This is a genomic window from Georhizobium sp. MAB10, assembly GCF_045012825.1.
GTDB lineage: Bacteria > Pseudomonadota > Alphaproteobacteria > Rhizobiales > Rhizobiaceae > Georhizobium > Georhizobium profundi.
The window spans coordinates 188,428-206,424 of the sequence record NZ_CP118314.1 but is presented as its reverse complement, the minus strand read 5'-3'; the positions used below and the strand labels follow the sequence as shown (position 1 = coordinate 206,424).

Below are 17,997 nucleotides of genomic sequence, written 5' to 3'. Positions count from 1 at the left end.
GCAGGCAGAGCCTGCTATTGATCGCTCATCTTCAGGGCGGCGATGAAGGCTTCCTGCGGAATGTCGACCTTGCCGAACTGGCGCATGCGCTTCTTGCCCTCTTTTTGCTTGTCGAGGAGCTTGCGCTTGCGGCTGGCGTCGCCGCCATAGCACTTGGCCGTCACGTCCTTGCGCAGTGCCGATATCGTCTCGCGGGCGATCACCGAGCCACCGATCGCAGCCTGGATCGGGATCTTGAACATGTGCTTGGGGATCAGATCCTTGAGCTTCTCGCACATTTCCCGACCGCGGCGTTCGGCGGCCGAGCGGTGCACCATCATCGACAGCGCGTCGACAGGCTCCGAGTTGACGAGGATCTGCATCTTCACGAGGTTCCCCTCGCGATATTCGGTGATCTGGTAGTCGAAGGAAGCGTAGCCCTTCGACAGCGACTTCAACCGATCGTAGAAATCGAAGACGACCTCGTTCAGCGGCAGGTCGTAGATGACCATGGCACGATTGCCGACATAGGACAGGTCGACCTGGATGCCGCGGCGATCCTGGCAAAGCTTGAGCACCGAGCCGAGATAGTCGTCCGGCGTCAGGATGGTCGCGCGGATCCAAGGCTCGTGGATTTCGCGGATCTTGACCACATCGGGCATGTCGGCGGGATTGTGCAGTTCGCGCTCGGTGCCGTCTGTCATCGACAGCTTGTAGACAACGGACGGTGCCGTTGCGATCAGGTCGAGATCGAATTCCCGCTCGAGGCGTTCCTGCACGATCTCGAGATGCAGCAGGCCGAGGAAGCCGCAGCGGAAACCGAAGCCGAGTGCGGCGGAGCTTTCCATCTCGAACGAAAACGACGCATCGTTGAGGCGAAGCTTGCCCATGGCTGCGCGCAGATCTTCGAAGTCAGCGGCGTCGACCGGGAACAGGCCGCAGAAGACCACCGGCTGCGCCGGCTTGAAGCCCGGCAGCATTGTGGACGTTGGGCGCTTGTCCTCAGTGATCGTATCGCCGACACGCGTGTCGGCCACTTCCTTGATCGAGCCGGTGATGAAGCCGATTTCACCGGGGCCGAGTTCCTCGACGGTCACCATCTTGGGCGTGATCACGCCGACGCGCTCGACGGTATATTTGGCGTCGGTGCCCATCATGCGGATGATCTGGGCCTTCTTCAGGTGCCCGTCGAGCACCCGGACGAGGACGATGACGCCGAGATAGCTGTCGTACCAGCTGTCGACGAGAAGCGCCTTCAGCGGATCGTTGCGATCGCCACCCTTCGGCGGCGGCAGGCGCTTGACGATCGCTTCCAGCACGTTTTCGACGCCGAGACCCGTCTTGGCGGAAATTTCGACCGCGTCCGCCGTATCCAGTCCGATCACTTCCTCGATCTGCGCCTTGATACGCTCCGGCTCGGCGGCCGGCAGGTCGATCTTGTTGAGGACGGTGACGATCTCGTGGTCGTTGTCGAGCGCCTGGTAGACGTTGGCGAGCGTCTGCGCTTCCACGCCCTGGCTGGCATCGACGACCAGAAGCGAGCCTTCGCACGCCGAAAGCGACCGCGATACCTCATAAGCGAAGTCGACGTGGCCGGGCGTGTCGATGAGATTGAGAACGTAATGCTCGCCGTCCTTGGCATCATATTCGAGCCGGACGGTGTTGGCCTTGATCGTGATGCCGCGCTCGCGCTCGATATCCATCGCGTCGAGGATCTGGTCCTTCATTTCGCGCATCTCGAGCGAGCCGGTCATCTGGATGAGACGGTCGGCGAGCGTCGACTTTCCATGGTCGATATGGGCGACGATGGAGAAGTTGCGGATATGGGAAAGCGGCGTTTCGTTCACGGATCTGGTCATGGCGCGCATATAGCGCGGGAAAGGTCCGATTGAAACGGGATTCTCGCGGCTGGTAGCGGCTTGTCGAGGGCGTCAGTTCGTCGCGCTGGCATCCCTGTCCGCCAGATCGGCCCAGGCATTCTGCTGGGCGAGAATGTTGCGCAGATAAGCGACATTGGCGGCAGCCTGGGCCGGTTCCAATTCACCGGCTGCGATCTGTTCCGCTTCGCCGAAGCGGCCCTGAAGACCAACGACGAGCGCGAGGTTCTGGCGCACGCGGCTATCGGCTTCCGGCTGCGCGACAGCCGTCTTGAGGTAGGTTTCAGCCGCTGGCAGATCGCCCTTCAGCAGGTAGGACATGCCGAGGTTCGAAAGGACCGATGGTTCGTTCGGCTGGATGTCGAGCGCCTTGCGGTAAAGCGCGCGCGCTTCCTGCGGCCGATCGAGCTGGTCGAGGATCGCGCCTTCTGCCGAAAGGAGCTTCCAGTCGGGCCGGTCGGGCGTCTGTGCACGACGGATCGTATCCAGCGCCGGCTGCAATTCGCCGGCTGCAGCCTGAGCCTTGCCGAAGGCGGCAAGCACTTCGTTATCGGAAGGATGCGAGATGGCCACCTGCTGCATGACCGCCAGCGCCTGATCGGATCGCCCGTTCATGTTGAGGATGCTGGCATAGCTCATGCCGATCGACTTGTCCTGCGGGTTCCGCTCGTAGGCGGTACCGACGCGCCGGGTCGCAGCGTCGATCTCGACGGTGTTCATCGCAGCGACGGGCTTGCGCGAATCGCCGCCGGGAATGGAGCCGGTCGACATCTGGTCGCGGCCAGAAGCGCAAGCGGAAAGCGCGATGCCCAGCGCCAGAATGGCGCCAATCCGCGCGGTTCGGGAAACGGAAATAGCTCGTGTCGTCGCGTTTTTCATGGTCGTTCGCCCGTCGTCAGAATGGCGGAGCGCTTGACATTCGAGGGGGTCGATTTGCAGCGCTGCTCGACTGAAAGAGATAATCTGTTAACCCTAACCGTTCCTTAACGCCGATTCCCTTCAGGCCGCCCTCGAGCGCTTGGCGGCATTCCACACGAGGCTCAGACGTGACGTTTTCCTTCGACCGCAAGCCCGTTTTCTCCGCACCTGCCGAGAACGCGTTGCCCGTTTGGCCTTTGGCCAAGGGCGCAGACGCTTCCCATGTGCCCCAGCATGCAAGCGACTGGGCAGACCGGGCGGGCTTCAAGGCGGATGCCGGAACACTGTTGCCTGTTCCGGGGCCGGATGGCGCGTTATCGGGCATCCTTGTCGGCATGGGCGCCAAGCCGCTGCCGCTCGCAGCCGGCAAGATTGCCCGTCTGTTGCCGAAGGGCGATTGGCGTTACGCGGGCCCCGCAGATGGCGCCGAGGATTTCGCGCTCGGCTATGGGCTGGGATCCTATCGCTTCGACAGATACCGTGCGAATGGCAACGGTGCCGACCAGCCTTCGATGGCGCTTCCCGACGCTGTCGATGGTCCGCGCATCGAGCGCCTGATTGCCGGCTCGTTTCTGGCCCGTGACCTGATCAACACGCCGACCAACGACATGGGACCGCAGCAGCTTGAAGATGCTTTCCGTGCCCTTGGCGAGCGGTTCGGTGCTGCGATCACGGTCATCAAGGGCGACGCGCTTCTGGAGCAGAATTTCCCGATGATCCACGCGGTGGGTCGGGCAAGCGTGGATGCGCCGCGGCTTCTTGAGCTGCGCCACGGCCGCGAGGGCGCACCCAAGGTGACCCTGGTCGGCAAGGGTGTCTGTTTCGACACCGGCGGGCTCGATATCAAGCCGGCTTCCGGAATGCTCTTGATGAAGAAGGACATGGGCGGCGCGGCCAATGTCATGGGCCTTGCCTTCATGCTGATGGATGCGGGCCTCGACATCGATCTGACGGTGCTCGTGCCAGCGGTGGAGAATGCCATTGCCGGTAACGCCTTCCGCCCCGGCGACATCCTGTCGAGCCGCAAGGGGCTGACGGTGGAGATCGGCAACACCGATGCAGAAGGCCGTCTCGTGCTGGCCGATGCGCTGGCGCTCGCCTGCGAGCGGGAGCCGGAACTGCTGATCGACATGGCGACGCTGACGGGGGCCGCCCGCGTCGCGCTTGGACCCGACCTGCCACCCTATTACACCGATGACGAAACCCTCGCTGCCGAGATCGACGCGGCGCAGCGCACCGTGGCTGACCCATTGTGGCGCCTGCCGCTGCACATGGGATATGATGGCGATCTCGCGAGCAAGGTCGCCGACCTCAACAACGCTCCGTCCGGCGGCTTTGCCGGTTCGATCACCGCGGCGCTCTTCCTCAAGCGCTTTGTCGCGGGGCCAGGCTCCTGGGTCCATTTCGACATTTATGGATGGAACCCGAAGGATCGGCCGCAGTCGCCCATGGGCGGCGAAGCGCAGGCGATCCGGGCGCTGTATCATCTCATCGAAAAACGCTATGGCTGACGGGTTGCTTGCGGGGTCGCCAGGGCACTGAGAACGGGATTGGCAGCGAGCCGGCTCGCTGGCGTGAAAAAGGGGCGAGGTGGACGATGCTGCAATTGCGGGCTTCGGAAGCGCTCGGGCTCTGGCATCGCGTCAGCGTCGATCTGGTGCGCGAGGCGGGTCCTGACCTGACGCTGCGACAGCTTGCGATCCTCAGCCAGATCTATCTCGTCGCGCCGCCGCATACGGTGCGCGGACTGGCAGCAGCGCTCAATGTGACGAAGCCGGTGATCACCCGTGCGCTTGATCGCATGGGACAGATGGGTCTGGTCGACCGCATCCGCGACGAGGACGACAAGCGCAACGTGATTATCAAGCGCACCGTGAAGGGCGCGCTGTATCTGGAGCGCCTGGGCGACCTGATCGTCGCATCAGGGCGCGAGTTGGAAGGGTGAGACGAAGCCATGCTTGATCGAAGGCTGAACGCCTATCGTGCTGACTTGGCCGAAGAGCGGCTGAAAGGCTTGGTCGAGGCCGACACCTATACGAAAGGCACCGCCGGGCATGTTTCGGTGCCGCTCGCCGATCTCAGGCCGCATCCCGACGGCAAAGTCGGGATCGATAGCCAGTTGCTCCTGGGAGAGCGGGTGCAAATCTTCGACCGCGCGAACGACTTCGCGTGGGTGCGCGCCGAGCTTGACGGCTATGTGGGCTACATATCGGAAAGCGCGATCGAGGACAGCAGTGATGAAGCGCCGACCCATTGGGTGATGGCGCTGCGCACCTATCGATACGTTGAACCGGACATGAAGCGGCCGATCGTCGACCAGCTTTCGATCGGAAGCCGGCTAAGGGTTGCCGGTGAAGCCGAGGTGCGCGGCACGCGGTATGCGCTGACGGACAACGGGCAGGCCGTGATCGCCGCGCATCTGGCGCCGATCGGCACTGCCTCCCTGGACCATGTAGCCTGGGCCGCACGCTTCCTGGAAACGCCCTATCTTTGGGGTGGACGCTCCGGTTTCGGCATCGACTGTTCCGGCCTGGTGCAGATGGCGCTGATGATGGCCGGCCAGGCTGCGCCGAGGGACAGCGACATGCAGGCAAACGATCTGGGCAGCGAGATCGGTTTCGACGAACGTCTGCGCGGCGACCTTGTCTTCTGGAAAGGCCATGTCGCGATCCTTGAGGACGCCGAAACGGTGATACACGCCAATGGGCACACGATGACCGTTGCCCGCGAATCGCTGGCGGATGCGATCACGCGGATCGGTCCTGTCTACGGCCAGCCGACGAACCTGCGGCGTGTGCGCTGAACACAGCTGGCCCTACATCCTCTCCTTCGGCAGCGCACTCGCCTGTTTTACCCAAGCGCGAAACTGGGCTTCGTCGAGCGTGTCGTCTTCGCGAATGTCGAGATAGCGTACATTTGCCTGTTTGGACTTGCCGGGCGGCACGGGGTCGAGTGAGGCGCCGTGGAAGAATGCAACTTTCACGTACTTTGCGAAGCAGTGGAAACTTAAAAACCACCCATCATCATCCGCGCCGTAAAAGGGCGAATTCCATTTGACTGCCTTGCGCACGTCCGGGACTGTTTCAGTGATCAGCGCATCGAGGCGCCGACCGAGATCGCTCTTCCAGCCGGGCATCGCCGCGATATAGGCCTGCACCGGGGCTTCACCATAGCCCTTGGCGATTTGCGGATTGCCGCCTGAGAGAAGCCGGGGTTGATCATCGGCTTTTGGCGACTTTTGCGAGGTGTCTGTCATTGTCGCGCATCCAGTCGAGGCCCTTGGCGGCAGCTTATCGTCCTCGCGCGGCGGATCAATAGCCGGCGGTGCGGTCGACTAGGTCGGTGAGCGGTCCACCCGCATCGTGGCGGTTCATTTGCGCGACCATCGGCGGGATGATCTTCGCGCGAGACGAGGCAGCGGCGGCATGCGGTGTGATCGTGACGCGCGGATGATGCCAGAGCGGGCTTGAGGCAGGCAGCGGTTCGCTCTCGAAGACGTCGAGGCTTGCAGCGGCCAGCGCACCGTTGTCGAGAGCGGCCAGGATGTCGGCCTCGTTCTGCAATCCGCCGCGGCCGGCATTGATCAGGATCGGACCGGCAAAGTCCGGTCCGGCTTTCTTCATCTGCGCGAAAAGCGGTGCCGCGAGAATGCCGGCTGTCTCGGGCGTCAGCGGCAGCAGGCAGACGATCATGTCGGCGGAGCCGAGGAAGGCACCGAGTTGGGCTTCACCGGTAAACAGGGTGATGTATGGTGCCACGTCCTTCGGCCGGCGGGACCAGCCCGTTACCCGAAAGCCCAGCGCCTGCAACTTGGTCGCCGCGTCGAGCCCGAGATGTCCGAGGCCCATGATGCCAACAGTGACCTCGTCCGCAGACTTTTGGGTGAGATCTTCACGCCAGACGCAACGCCGTTGCTGGTCGCGATAAGCCTGGCCCTTCCGGTGATGGTCGAGCACCTGCCAGACGACGTATTCGCTCATGCGCAGCGTAAGATCGGGCGAGACGACCCTGACGATCGGCACGTCCGGCACATGCGGATCCTGGAAGAGATGATCGACGCCTGCGCCGATCGAAAAGATCGCCTTCAGGTTCGGCAGGTCCTTGAGGATACCATGCGGCTGCTTCCAGACGACCGCATAGTCGATGGTGGGGTCGGCCGCGTGATCGGGAGCCAGCACGATGTCGCGATCGGGTGCTTCATGGCGTAGCGTCTCGAGCCAGACATCCGGCGACCAGCCGGTGAGCGACAGGAGAATGCGACCCTTGCGTAACGTGTCCATCATGCGTCCCGAAGATCGACGAAGCGGGTGTGGTGGCGGGCAAACCAGTTAAGCGCGATGAGCGTGAAACCGTTCGTGATGTGGCCGGCATCCGCAGCCGCAATGGCATCTTTGAGCGAGACGCGAAACGGGAAGATCGTCTCGTCCTCATCCGTGCCGGCTTGCGCATGAAGCGCTGTCGCATCGACCGGCGCGACGAAGAGCGTGGCGTACTCGTCCGACATGCCCGGCGACGGCAGAAAGTCGGCCGCCCAGTGCAGCCTTTCAGCGTCGAGCCCCGTTTCCTCCGTCAGTTCGCGCAGGGCGGCAGCCTCGATGTCTTCGCCGGCATCGACGGCGCCGGCGACGATCTCGATCATCATGCCGCGCCCGGTACGCAGATGCGCCGCGAGCCGGAACTGCCGGAGCAGGATGATGTCGCCGCTGCGCTGATCATAGGGCAGCACGGCAGCGGTCCGATGGGTCACGAGAAGCTCGCGCGTCAGCACAGGTGCGCCGTCATCCGGCTCCACCGGACCCGCCGCCTCGTTGGCTTCCGCAAAGGTGACGAGATCATAGGTGCGAAAGCTGGAAAACACCGTTTCGCGCGCGTCGATGCGGATGCGGCTTTCGCCGTCCTTGAGGTCGATCGCCGTGTCGGTCACTGGTTCACCGCTTCCCTGGCCACGGTCTCCATGTCGAAAGCTGCCGCCATCAGCGCCTTGGTGTAGTCCGTCTGCGGGTTGTCGAAGATCTGGTCGGAGGGGCCGCGCTCGACCACCTTGCCGTTGCGCATCACCATCACCTCGTTGGCGAGCGCACGCACGACCTTCAGATCGTGGCTGATGAAGAGATAGGCCAGATCGTGCTTTTTCTGCAGGTCGCGCAACAGATCGACCACCTGCGCCTGCACGCTCATGTCGAGCGCCGAGGTCGGCTCGTCCAGCATGACGAAACGCGGCTTCAGCACCATGGCGCGGGCGATCGCGATGCGCTGCCGCTGGCCACCGGAAAATTCATGCGGATAGCGGAAGCGCGTTTCCGGATTGAGGCCCACTTCCTGCAGCGCTTCGACAACTTTGGCATCACGCTCGTCGGATGAAAGCTTGGGCTCATGGATCGCAAGCCCCTCGGCCACGATTTCCGCCACGGACATACGCGGCGAAAGTGAACCATAGGGATCCTGAAACACCACCTGCATGCGGTTGCGCAGCGGCTTCATCTCGGCGAAGGAAAAGGCGTTGATGTCCTTTCCGACGAAGCCGATGCGTCCTTCGGATGCGATCAGACGCGTCAACGCAAGGCCAAGCGTGGTCTTGCCGGACCCGGACTCGCCGACGACGCCGAGCGTCTGGCCGGCGCGCAGTTCCAGATCGATGCCGTCGACCGCCTTCACATGGTCGACGGTCTTGCGCAGGAAGCCCTTCTTGATCGGGAACCAGACCTTCACGCCGGTGCCGGAAAGCACGACTGGCGCATCTTCGTTCAGGGCCGGTGCTCGGCCTTTTGGCTCGGCCGCCAGCAGATGGCGCGTATAATCGTGTTGCGGATTGGCAAAGATCTCGGCGGTCGGGCCCGTCTCGACGATCCTGCCCTTGGTCATGACGCAGACGCGATCGGCGATCTTGCGCACGATGCCGAGATCGTGGGTGATGAACAGCATGGCCATGCCGTGCTTGTCCTTCAGCGACTTCAAAAGCTCCAGGATCTGTGCCTGAACTGTCACGTCCAGCGCAGTCGTCGGCTCGTCGGCAATCAGCAGCTTCGGCCGGTTGGCGAGCGCCATGGCGATCATGACGCGCTGGCGCTGGCCACCCGACAGCTGATGCGGAAACGCTTCAAGCCGCTTCTCCGGCTCTCGGATACCGACCTGATGCATGAGATCAATGACCTGCGGGCGCGCCTCACTTTCGCGGATGTCCTGATGCAGCATCAGGATTTCGGCAATCTGCTTTTCGATGGAATGGAGCGGGTTGAGCGACGTCATCGGCTCCTGAAAGATCATCGTGATGTCGTTGCCGCGCACGCGCCGCAGCGCTTTCACGTCGGCCGACAGCAGGTCCTGCCCATCGAACAGGATCCGGCCGGATGGATGGCTTGCGGCCGGATAGGGCAGAAGTTTGAGAACCGAAAGAGCGGAGACCGACTTGCCCGATCCGGACTCCCCGACAAGCGCCACCGTTTCCCCGGCATGGATGTCGAACGAGACCTGATCGACCGCTGGAACGGTGATGCCCTCCTGATGGAAAGCGACCGAGAGGTCCTGGACGGAAAGGAGGGGGGTACTGGTCGCGGCGGTCAAAGCGCTGCCTTTATGTCGGTTTGGCGAAAATCATCGCCTTTGAAGAGAAGCGGAAGGCGCTCCGCCTTGGACAGTGCATAGGCGAAACAATCGCCGAGATTGAGACGCGCAGGATGATTGCCCTTGCCGTAGGTCACGTGTGCCTGCCGTGCGAGGTGCGCATGGGCTTCGGTCACGGGTTCAATTCGAATACCGGCCGCCTCGATCAAATGGTCCAACGCGATGATGCAGTCTTGTCGATCGAGACGAGATAGCCGCACGAAGGCTTCGACGTAATTGACTGGAGAGATGGAAAGGTCGCCGTCCATCACGGCGAGCACTTCTTCGAACTCAGCCTTTTCGTCTTCGCCCAGAATGATGGCCAGAAGAGCTGATGCATCCACAATCATACCGGAAGACCATCGTCGTCGTAGAGATCGGAATGGTCGCTGGTAAAGCCGGGCGGTGGTGGCGGAAGATTGCGTGTCACCTCGCGAATCCGTTGCAGTCGCACTTGAACCTCTGTCTTCTCCTTGAGCCGCGCCAGACGTTCTTCAAGAGCTTTTTCGATCGCGCCCGTCAGGGTTTCGCCCGTCTGCACCGAAAGCTGGCGTGCAAGGCGCTCCACCTTCTCGTTCTTGATGTTCAAGCCCATTGTTCCGGCTCCATGGTAGAAATATACCGATAGTCTACCATTCGGCCTCCTTACCGGAAAGTCTTGCGTGGATCGAAGGCGTCGCGGGTCGCTTCGCCGATGAAGATCAAAAGCGAGAGCATCAGCGATATGACGAGGAAGGCGGTGATACCGAGCCAGGGGGCCTGCAAATTGCGCTGTCCCTGCGCGATCATCTCGCCGAGCGATGGCGAGCCGGGGGGCAGGCCAAAGCCCAGGAAGTCCAGCGAAGTCAGCGTCGTGATCGAGCCCGACAGGATGAAGGGCAGGAAGGTGAGCGTGGCGACCATCGCGTTGGGCAGCAGGTGGCGGAACATGATCGTGGTGTTCGACACGCCGAGCGCACGGGCCGCGTTCACATATTCGAAGTTGCGCGCCCGCAGGAACTCCGCGCGCACGATGCCGACGAAGGCGACCCAGGAAAAGAGCAGCATGATGCCGAGCAATATCCAGAAGCCCGGCGGCAGGATCGCGGCAATGATCAGGAGAATGTAGAGCACGGGCATCGAGGACCAGATCTCGATGAAGCGCTGCAGAATGAGGTCCGTCCAGCCGCCGAAATAGCCCTGCACCGCACCGGAAGCGACGCCGACGACGGCCGATGCGGCCGTGAGAATGAGCCCGAAAAGCACCGAGATGCGGAACCCGTAGATCAGTCGGGCGGTGACGTCACGCGCCTGGTCGTCCGTGCCGAGCCAGTTCATGTTGCCGAGCGTGCAATTGGGATCGTCCGGTCCCAACGGATAGGCCGAACAGCGCTCGGTCTCGCTCATCATCCAGAAAGGAGGGGTGGGTGCCGAGCGGGGGATATTCGAATTCGCCGTCTGATAGGAATAGCGGATCGGCGGCCAGATCATCCAACCATTCGCCTCGATCTCATCCTGGATGAAGGGATCGCGGTAATCGGTCTGGGCGAGGAAGCCTCCGAATTTCTCCTCCGGATAGTCGACGACGACAGGGAAGAGGATCTCGCCATTGTAGGATGCAATGATCGGGCGGTCATTGGCGATAAATTCGGCCAGCATGGCCAGCACGAACACGACGAGGAAAATCCACATCGACCAGTAGCCGCGTCGGTTGGCCTTGAAGTTCTGCCAGCGGCGCCGGTTCATCGGCGACAGAAATGCGCGCTGCGGACGCGGCGGCGCGACCGGCGTATCGGTGCCTGGCCCCGGCGTTTCCACCGGCGCCGTACGCTCTGCTGGCGGAATGGGCTGGGTGACGCTCATGTCAGACATCCCTCCGCTCGAAATCGATCCGGGGATCGACCCATGTGTAGACGAGGTCGGAAAGAAGGCCGATCAGGAGCCCCATGAGCGAAAAGATGTAGAGCGTCGCGAACACGACCGGATAATCGCGTCGCACGACGGATTCGAAACCGAGGCGGCCGAGGCCGTCGAGCGAAAAGATGGTCTCGATGAGAAGCGAGCCGGTGAAGAAAGCCGAGATGAAGGCCGCTGGAAAGCCGGCGATGATGATCAGCATCGCATTTCGGAAAACGTGCTTATAGAGCACCGAGCGTTCCGAAAGCCCCTTCGCCCGCGCGGTCGTCACATATTGCTTGCGGATCTCGTCGATGAACGAGTTCTTGGTCAGAAGCGTCGTCGTGGCGAAGGCCGCGAGCGCCAGCGACAAAAGCGGCAGCGTCAAGTGCCAGAAATAGTCGATGATTTTCTCCCACCAGGAGAGCTGGGCGAAATTATCCGAAACGAGACCGCGCAGGGGGAACCAGTCGAAGAACGACCCACCGGCAAAGAGCACGATCAGAAGGATGCCGAACAGGAAGCCTGGCACGGCATAGGCAACGATGATGATGCCGGACGTCCACACATCGAAGCGCGAGCCGTCCTCCATGGCCTTCTTGATGCCGAGCGGGATGGAGATGATGTAGGAGAGCAGCAGGATCCAGACGCCGAGCGAGATGGAAACGGGCAATTTCTCGATGATGAGATCGATTACCGAGACGTCGCGGAAATAGCTGTTGCCGAAATCGAAGCGCAGATAGTTCCAGATCATCGTGGCGAAGCGCTCGAGCGGCGGCTTGTCGAAGCCGAATTGCGCTTCGAGCTGCGCGATGAACTGCGGATCGAGCCCCTGCGCGCCGCGATAGCGCGACGAGCTTCCGTCATTTCCGGAAAATTGCTGACCCGCGCCGAGGTCACCGCTGCCGCCGCCGATGCGATCGGACAGACCATCGCCCTGGCCGGTCAGGTCGGCGATGACCTGCTCGACCGGGCCGCCCGGGGCGAACTGAATGACGGCAAATGAAATCGCCATGATGCCGAAGATCGTCGGGATCATCAAAAGCAGGCGACGCGCGATGTAAGCGCCCATCAGATGCGGTTCCCTCTGAAATGCCCTTTGGGGCGTGCAGAGCTATGTCCTGCCAATTGCCTGAGCCTTTTCCTGGTCGTACCACCAGAGCTGTTCCACCGGCCAACCATAATCCGGTTTCGGATCGACGAAGCCGAACATGTCCCAATGGGCCACGAGGTGATTCGCCGAATACCAGTTTGGAATCCAGTCGAGCCGCGCCCGCAAGACCCGATCGAGCACGCGCATCACCGTGACCAGCTCTTCGCGGCTTTCGACCCGTTCCAGCAGCTCGAGAAGCTCGTCGTAAATCGCGTCCTTGGCGCCCGGAAGATTGCGCATGCCTTTCATGTCGGCCGAGCGGGTCGACACGAAGGTCTCGAAAGATTCAGCCGTCGGCGTGGCTGAAAACTGGACCGCCATCATGACCATGTCGAAATCGTAGTCGTTCGTCCGCGCTGTGTACTGGGCGGAGTCGACCAGCCGAAGCGATGCATCGATCCCGATCCGCCGCAGGTTCTGGATGAAGCCCGCGTGGAGCCTTTCGAAGACCGTTGCCTGAATCAGGATTTCGAGCGTGATCGGCCGACCGTCGCGCAAGAGCCGGCCCCCTTGTTGCGCGAAGCCCGCTTCACGACAAAGTTCGATGGCACGCTGCAGAAGCTTCCGATCGCGGCCGGACCCGTCCGAAAGCGGTGCTAAGCGCGGCTCGCCGAGCACACCTTCCGGCAGCGGGCTCTTCAGGCTGTTCAGCAGGTCAAGCTCCGCGCCTGCGGGCACACCTTCCGCCTTGAATTCGGAATTCTCGAAAGCGGATTGGGACCGTGCGTAAATTCCGTAAAACAGCTTCTCATTGGTCCATTCGAAATCGAAACAGAGGCTGATCGCCTCGCGCACGCGAATGTCATCGAATGGCTCCCGCCGCTGGTTCAGCGCCCATGCCTGCATCGACGGGCGCAACTCGCGCGGAAACTCCTGTTTCACCACGCGGCCATCGGTGGCGGCGGGGAAATCATAGCCGGTCGACCACACCTGCGCTGTCGATTCCTGGCGAAAATGAATGTCGCCCTTCTTGAAGGCTTCGAACTCCGCCGTGCGCTCCGCATAGAACTCGATCCGGATCACATCGAAATTGGCGAGACCACGTCCCGTTGGCAGGTCCGCCGCCCAGTAATCGGGCACACGCTCATACTCGATGAAGCGCCCCGACTCGACCCGGCTCGGCCGGTAGGCGCCGGAGGATACGGGCACGTGCAACGACGATGCCGTAAACTCGTTAGCCGAATAATAGATTTGCGACAGGATCGGGATTGACGCGAGAGCCAAAATAGCTCGTCCGGATTGCTGCCCGTCATAGACGATTTCGACAGTACGCTCGTCGATCGCCTCTGCCCGGACCATGGAGGTAAGCGCAGAGGCAAGATCCGGATGCCCGCTCTCCTTGATCAATTGCAGGGAGAAGGCGACGTCCCCCGCCCTCAGCGGCGTCGCGTCATGGAACAGGATACCGTCCCGCAAGCCGAAACGAACCGAGTTGCGGTCGTCGGCAATCTCGACCCACTCGGCTGCGTGGCAATAAAGAGCATCCGGCTCATCAAGCGCCAAAACCATCAATGTGTCGAAGCATATGTTCATGCGCGGCGGCGCATCGCCAGCCAAAACGAATGTGTTCAGGGTGTTGAAGGTCTGCGGGTTCTGATTGTAGAGCCAGTTCGCCACTGCCGTGTGAAACCGGCCGCCCTTGGGGGCCTGCGGGTTCACATAGCCGAAATGCGTGAAGTTCGGCGCGTATTTCAGTTCTCCGAAGGCGGAGAGACCGTGCAGTCGCTGGCCCGTCGGGTTGGCGGCAAAGGCGCCGCTGATCGAGATCGGCAGCGACATCACCGCCGCAGTGGCTGCGGCGCCCGTGAGGAACTGGCGTCGGTTCAGCGTGTGCCGATCGACACGGGACGCCATCGGCTCAGCCCCCATTGCCGCCTTCGGCGTCTTTCGACCACCACACATCGGGAAAGCCGATCGAATATTCCGGCAGAAGCTCGGGGCGTGCGAACTTGTCCCAGTACGCAATGCGTGCCGCCCGCGCCGTGTAGGTCGGGATGACGTAGTCATGCGCGAGAAGCACGCGGTCGAGCGCCCGTGTGGCAGCAATGAGCGTTTCGCGGTCGTCGGCGAAGACGATTGCGCGGATCAGCGCGTCGATCCCGGGATCGGCGATGCCGCCGAAATTCTGCGATCCTTCGCGCTCCGCCGAGCGTGCGCCCCAATATTCCCACTGTTCGTTGCCGGGCGACAGCGACTGGCCCCAGCCGGCATAGATCACGTCGAAGTCACGCGAGCGGATCCGGTTGATGTATTGCGAAGGCTCCACGGTACGGACGCTGACGGCAACGCCGATGCGACGCAGGTTTTCGCTCCAGGGCAGGGCGACGCGCTCGATCGTCGGTCCGTTTAGGATGATTTCGAACGAGAAGGGCTGGCCCGTCGCCGTGTTCACCATCCGGTTGTTCTGGATTTCATAGCCGGCTTCCGAAAACAGGCGCACAGCCTCGCGCAGGTTCTCTCGCATGGCCTGAGGATTTCCGCCGGTTGGATTGGTGTATTCGGTCTCGAACACTTCCGCCGGGACCTGGTCGCGCACAGCTTCCAGGATCTCCAGCTCTTCACCCTGCGGCAGACCGGAGGATGCGAGCTCCGTGCCGAAGAAATAGCTGTTCACCCGCTCATAGGCGCCGAAGAAGATCGTACGATTGAGCTCTTCGAAGTCGAACGCATAGTTCAGCGCCCGGCGCACCCGCTCGTCCTGAAACTTTTCGCGGCGCAGATTGGGAATGAAGCCGACCAACTGGCCTGATGCGCGGTAGGGGTTTTCAAGCTCCTCGCGCACGATGCGGCCGTCATTGGCGGCCGGGAAATCGTATCCGGTTTCCCATCGAATGGCGGCGTTTTCGACCCAATAATCGAAATTTCCGGCTTTAAACGCCTCGAACTCGACATTGCGGTCGGCAAAATAGATGTGGCTGATCCGATCGAAATTGTTGGTGCCGACACGCGTCGGTATGTCCGCACCCCAATAGTCCTCCACCCGCTCATAGGTGACGTCGGCGCCCGGGTTGAAGGAGGAGATCCGGTAAGGCCCGGAGCCGAGCGGCGGCTCCAGAGTGGTAGAGCCGATATCGCGCGGCTGGCCGTTGGGCCCTTCACCTTCCCACCAGTGCTTAGGCAGGATGAGCAACTGACCCACGATTTGCGGCAATTCTCGGTTGTTGGCCTCATCGAAGGTGAACGTCACCTCCCGCTCGCCGGTCGCTTCCGCGCCGGTGACATGCTGGTAATAGAACTGCATCTGCGGATCGAGTTCGACCGCCTTTTCGAAGCTCCAGACGACGTCATCTGTCGTCACCGGTTCGCCATCATGCCAACGCGCTCCTTCGCGCAGCCTGAACGTGACGGAGGAATAGTCTTCGGGATAACTCAGCGCTTCCGCGAGAAGCCCGTATTCGGCCGAAGCTTCGTCCTGCGAACGCTCCATCAGCGTTTCGTAGACAAGGTTCAGGCCCGTTGCCAGTTCACCGCGCGCAAGCAGCGGGTTGAACGTGTCGAAGGAGCCAGATTGCGAAAGCCGCAATGTCCCGCCCTTCGGCGCTTCCGGGTTAACGTAATCGAAATGCGGGAAATCGGCCGGGTATTTCGGCTCACCGATCAGGGCTGCGCCATGGCGCCACTCCCGAGCCTGATCTTCCTGTGCGACGACGGGGGAAACAGCACTCGCCAGCATCAGGACGGTCCCGAGTGCCACGACGGCGATGCGCTGTCTTGAAGTCTTGCCACAGGCTGCAATCATGCAGGTCTCCTCATGCGTTGCCCAACCCGACAATAAGCAAAATTGTGACAAAGAACAGGCTGTGCACTGTCACGCGCTCGTGAAGCAAAGCCTTGTCGTAGGACCATTTTTGCCAGGGGGCTGGAATCAAAAAGCCGGAGCGATGGCCCCGGCTCTTGAAGCGTGTAAAACGTGCGTCCGCTTATTCGGCGGGCAGCTCGGCCGGCGTGTCGGCCAGTGTGCGCAGATAGGCAATCACAGCTGCACGGCGATCGTCTTCCACGACGCCAGGATAGGCCATGTAGGTGCCTTCGACTTCTTCCATCGGTGCAGCGAGGAACTGGTCGAGCAGGGCGTAGTCCCAGACAGCGCCTTCGCCGCCATAGTTCACGAAGTTCTCGGAATACTCGAAGCCTTCGACGCCGGCGACGTCACGGTTGACGATGCCCCAGAGATTGGGACCGACGATCGCTTCACCGCCCTCATCGACCGAATGGCAGGCTGCGCATTCCTGAAAGACTTCTTCGCCGAGGGCCACATCGGCGGAGGCGATGAGCGCGACGGCGCCACCGGCAGCCGAAGCTTCCTCGTCAGCAGGTGCGGCTGCGTCTTCCGCGGGAGCGGCTTCAGTCGCGTCCTCTGCAGGAGCCGCATCTTCAGCCGGAGCAGCTTCTTCAGCGGGCTCTGCAGTCGGTGCAGTGCCTTCTTCGGCCGGAGCAGCCTCTTCCGCAGGAGCGGCTGCTTCTTCGCCTTCAGCAGGCGCGGCCTCTTCTGCAGGGGCTTCTTCACCTTCGGCCGGCGCCGCTTCACCACCGGCTGCGGGCAGCGCGACGGGTTCGTTGGACAGCGTTGCCAGATAGGCGAGCAGGTCGGCGCGATCGCTATCGTTGGCAAGACCCGCAAAGCTCATCGACGTACCGGGAACTTCTTCGCGCGGAGCGAGGATGAAGGCGTCGAGATTGGCGAACTCCCAGGTCTTGGCGCCGCCTTCGCTGTATTCGACCATGCCGGCGGAATAAGAGAAGCCTTCGTTGTTGGCGACCGGGTTACCGACGATGTCCCACAGGTTCGGGCCGACGCGGTTGGCGCCACCTTCTTCGACGCCATGGCATGCGGCGCAGCGGCGGAAGATCGATTCGCCGTTTGCAGCGTCGGCATCCGCAAGCATCGCGAGAGCCGGGCTGCCCTCGGCAGCGGCTGCTTCGCCTTCGCCGCCTTCAGCGGCCGGTGCCTCAGCGACTTCGACGGGCTCAGGCAGTGGTGCCGGCTCGTTGGAAAGCTCGCGCAGATAGGCAATGACGTTGGCCAGTTCGTCTTCGCGTGTCAGGCCGGCAAAGCTCATCGCCGTGCCTTGGATGTAGCTGCGCGGAGCGGCAAGGAAGCCGGCAAGGTGTTCGTAGTCCCAGACCACTTCGCCGCCTTCGGAGAATTCGGTCATGGCGGCCGAGTAGCTGAAGCCTTCGTGGCTTGCGATCGGACGGTTGACGACGCCCCAGAGGTTCGGTCCGACGCGGTTTGCGCCACCCTCGTCGACAGTATGGCAAGCCTGGCACTTGGCGAAGGATGCCTCACCGGCAGCGGCATCGGCCGTCTGCAGCAGGTTTGCGATCGGCGTCGCCTGCGGAGCGCCGCCGCCATCACCCGTCTCGGCCTCGGCAACTTCGATCACGAAGCCTTCCTGTTCGGGCGCTTCGGCGTGAAACAGCGCATCCGACACGAGCGACACCGACATAACGACAAAGACTGTGCCGAGAAATGCGCCGGCGGCCATGTTCAGATAGGAGGAGTTCATTCCGTAGCTCCGATGCGCCGCTGCCCTTGCGACAGGGGCCTTCTTGAATTCGCGCGGAACCTATGTCTTTTGCACAGGGCTTGCA

16 protein-coding genes are annotated in these 17,997 nt (G+C 62.1%); 3 read left to right on the top strand and 13 right to left on the bottom strand.

Annotated features, from left to right (window positions below; all coding sequences use genetic code 11):
• Window positions 1-14: 14 nt before the first annotated feature.
• Both lepA and PU133_RS00985 read right to left on the bottom strand, forming a co-directional pair.
• A complete protein-coding gene (gene lepA / locus PU133_RS00990; protein WP_404863134.1) occupies window positions 15-1,838 on the bottom strand; it encodes a translation elongation factor 4 in 1,824 nt (607 codons plus the stop codon).
• 72 nt (window positions 1,839-1,910) lie between these two features.
• The gene (locus tag PU133_RS00985; RefSeq protein ID WP_404863133.1) at window positions 1,911-2,735 is read right to left on the bottom strand and encodes a tetratricopeptide repeat protein; all 825 of its coding nucleotides are present in this window, start codon (window positions 2,733-2,735) and stop codon (window positions 1,911-1,913) included.
• Between the two features lie 167 nt (window positions 2,736-2,902).
• Between PU133_RS00985 and PU133_RS00980 the strand changes: the two genes are divergently transcribed.
• The 3 genes from PU133_RS00980 (at window position 2,903) to PU133_RS00970 (ending at window position 5,577) form a co-directional block, all read left to right on the top strand.
• A complete protein-coding gene (locus PU133_RS00980) occupies window positions 2,903-4,285 on the top strand; it encodes a leucyl aminopeptidase family protein (protein WP_404863132.1) in 1,383 nt (460 codons plus the stop codon).
• Between the two features lie 86 nt (window positions 4,286-4,371).
• Window positions 4,372-4,719, top strand: a complete 348-nt coding sequence (locus tag PU133_RS00975; RefSeq protein WP_404863131.1) for a MarR family transcriptional regulator — start codon at window positions 4,372-4,374, stop codon at window positions 4,717-4,719.
• A gap of 9 nt (window positions 4,720-4,728) precedes the next feature.
• On the top strand, window positions 4,729-5,577 hold the full coding sequence (locus PU133_RS00970; RefSeq protein WP_404863130.1) for a C40 family peptidase: 849 nt from the start codon (window positions 4,729-4,731) through the stop codon (window positions 5,575-5,577).
• A 12-nt stretch (window positions 5,578-5,589) separates the two neighbouring features.
• Here the strand turns inward: PU133_RS00970 and PU133_RS00965 are convergent, their stop codons facing one another.
• From PU133_RS00965 to PU133_RS00915, 11 genes are all read right to left on the bottom strand, one after another.
• Window positions 5,590-6,030 carry a DUF1801 domain-containing protein gene (locus tag PU133_RS00965; RefSeq protein ID WP_404863129.1) on the bottom strand — a complete coding sequence of 147 codons (441 nt, stop codon included), beginning with the start codon at window positions 6,028-6,030 and terminating at the stop codon, window positions 5,590-5,592.
• A 55-nt stretch (window positions 6,031-6,085) separates the two neighbouring features.
• Window positions 6,086-7,057: a 2-hydroxyacid dehydrogenase gene (locus PU133_RS00960; protein WP_404863128.1), complete on the bottom strand. Its 972-nt coding sequence runs from the start codon at window positions 7,055-7,057 to the stop codon at window positions 6,086-6,088.
• Window positions 7,054-7,698, bottom strand: coding sequence for an NUDIX domain-containing protein (locus tag PU133_RS00955; RefSeq protein ID WP_404863127.1), 645 nt, complete (start codon window positions 7,696-7,698; stop codon window positions 7,054-7,056). The genes PU133_RS00960 and PU133_RS00955 overlap by 4 nt, the downstream gene beginning before the upstream one ends.
• Window positions 7,695-9,335: an ABC transporter ATP-binding protein gene (locus PU133_RS00950; protein WP_404863126.1), complete on the bottom strand. Its 1,641-nt coding sequence runs from the start codon at window positions 9,333-9,335 to the stop codon at window positions 7,695-7,697. The genes PU133_RS00955 and PU133_RS00950 overlap by 4 nt, the downstream gene beginning before the upstream one ends.
• Window positions 9,332-9,724, bottom strand: a complete 393-nt coding sequence (locus PU133_RS00945; protein ID WP_126006949.1) for a type II toxin-antitoxin system VapC family toxin — start codon at window positions 9,722-9,724, stop codon at window positions 9,332-9,334. Before PU133_RS00945 ends, PU133_RS00950 begins: the two co-directional genes overlap by 4 nt.
• Window positions 9,721-9,969 (bottom strand): type II toxin-antitoxin system VapB family antitoxin, encoded by a 249-nt coding sequence (locus PU133_RS00940; RefSeq protein ID WP_404863125.1) that lies wholly within the window; start codon window positions 9,967-9,969, stop codon window positions 9,721-9,723. Before PU133_RS00940 ends, PU133_RS00945 begins: the two co-directional genes overlap by 4 nt.
• 50 nt (window positions 9,970-10,019) lie before the next feature.
• Window positions 10,020-11,099: an ABC transporter permease gene (locus PU133_RS00935; protein ID WP_404864407.1), complete on the bottom strand. Its 1,080-nt coding sequence runs from the start codon at window positions 11,097-11,099 to the stop codon at window positions 10,020-10,022.
• A gap of 118 nt (window positions 11,100-11,217) precedes the next feature.
• The gene (locus PU133_RS00930; RefSeq protein WP_126006943.1) at window positions 11,218-12,321 is read right to left on the bottom strand and encodes a microcin C ABC transporter permease YejB; all 1,104 of its coding nucleotides are present in this window, start codon (window positions 12,319-12,321) and stop codon (window positions 11,218-11,220) included.
• Between the two features lie 42 nt (window positions 12,322-12,363).
• Complete coding sequence (locus tag PU133_RS00925) at window positions 12,364-14,256, bottom strand: extracellular solute-binding protein (RefSeq protein WP_404863124.1); 1,893 nt, start codon at window positions 14,254-14,256, stop codon at window positions 12,364-12,366.
• 4 nt (window positions 14,257-14,260) lie between these two features.
• Window positions 14,261-16,141: an extracellular solute-binding protein gene (locus PU133_RS00920; protein ID WP_404863123.1), complete on the bottom strand. Its 1,881-nt coding sequence runs from the start codon at window positions 16,139-16,141 to the stop codon at window positions 14,261-14,263.
• Window positions 16,142-16,322: 181 nt separating this feature from the next.
• Window positions 16,323-17,912, bottom strand: coding sequence for a c-type cytochrome (locus PU133_RS00915; protein ID WP_404863122.1), 1,590 nt, complete (start codon window positions 17,910-17,912; stop codon window positions 16,323-16,325).
• Window positions 17,913-17,997: the final 85 nt, after the last annotated feature.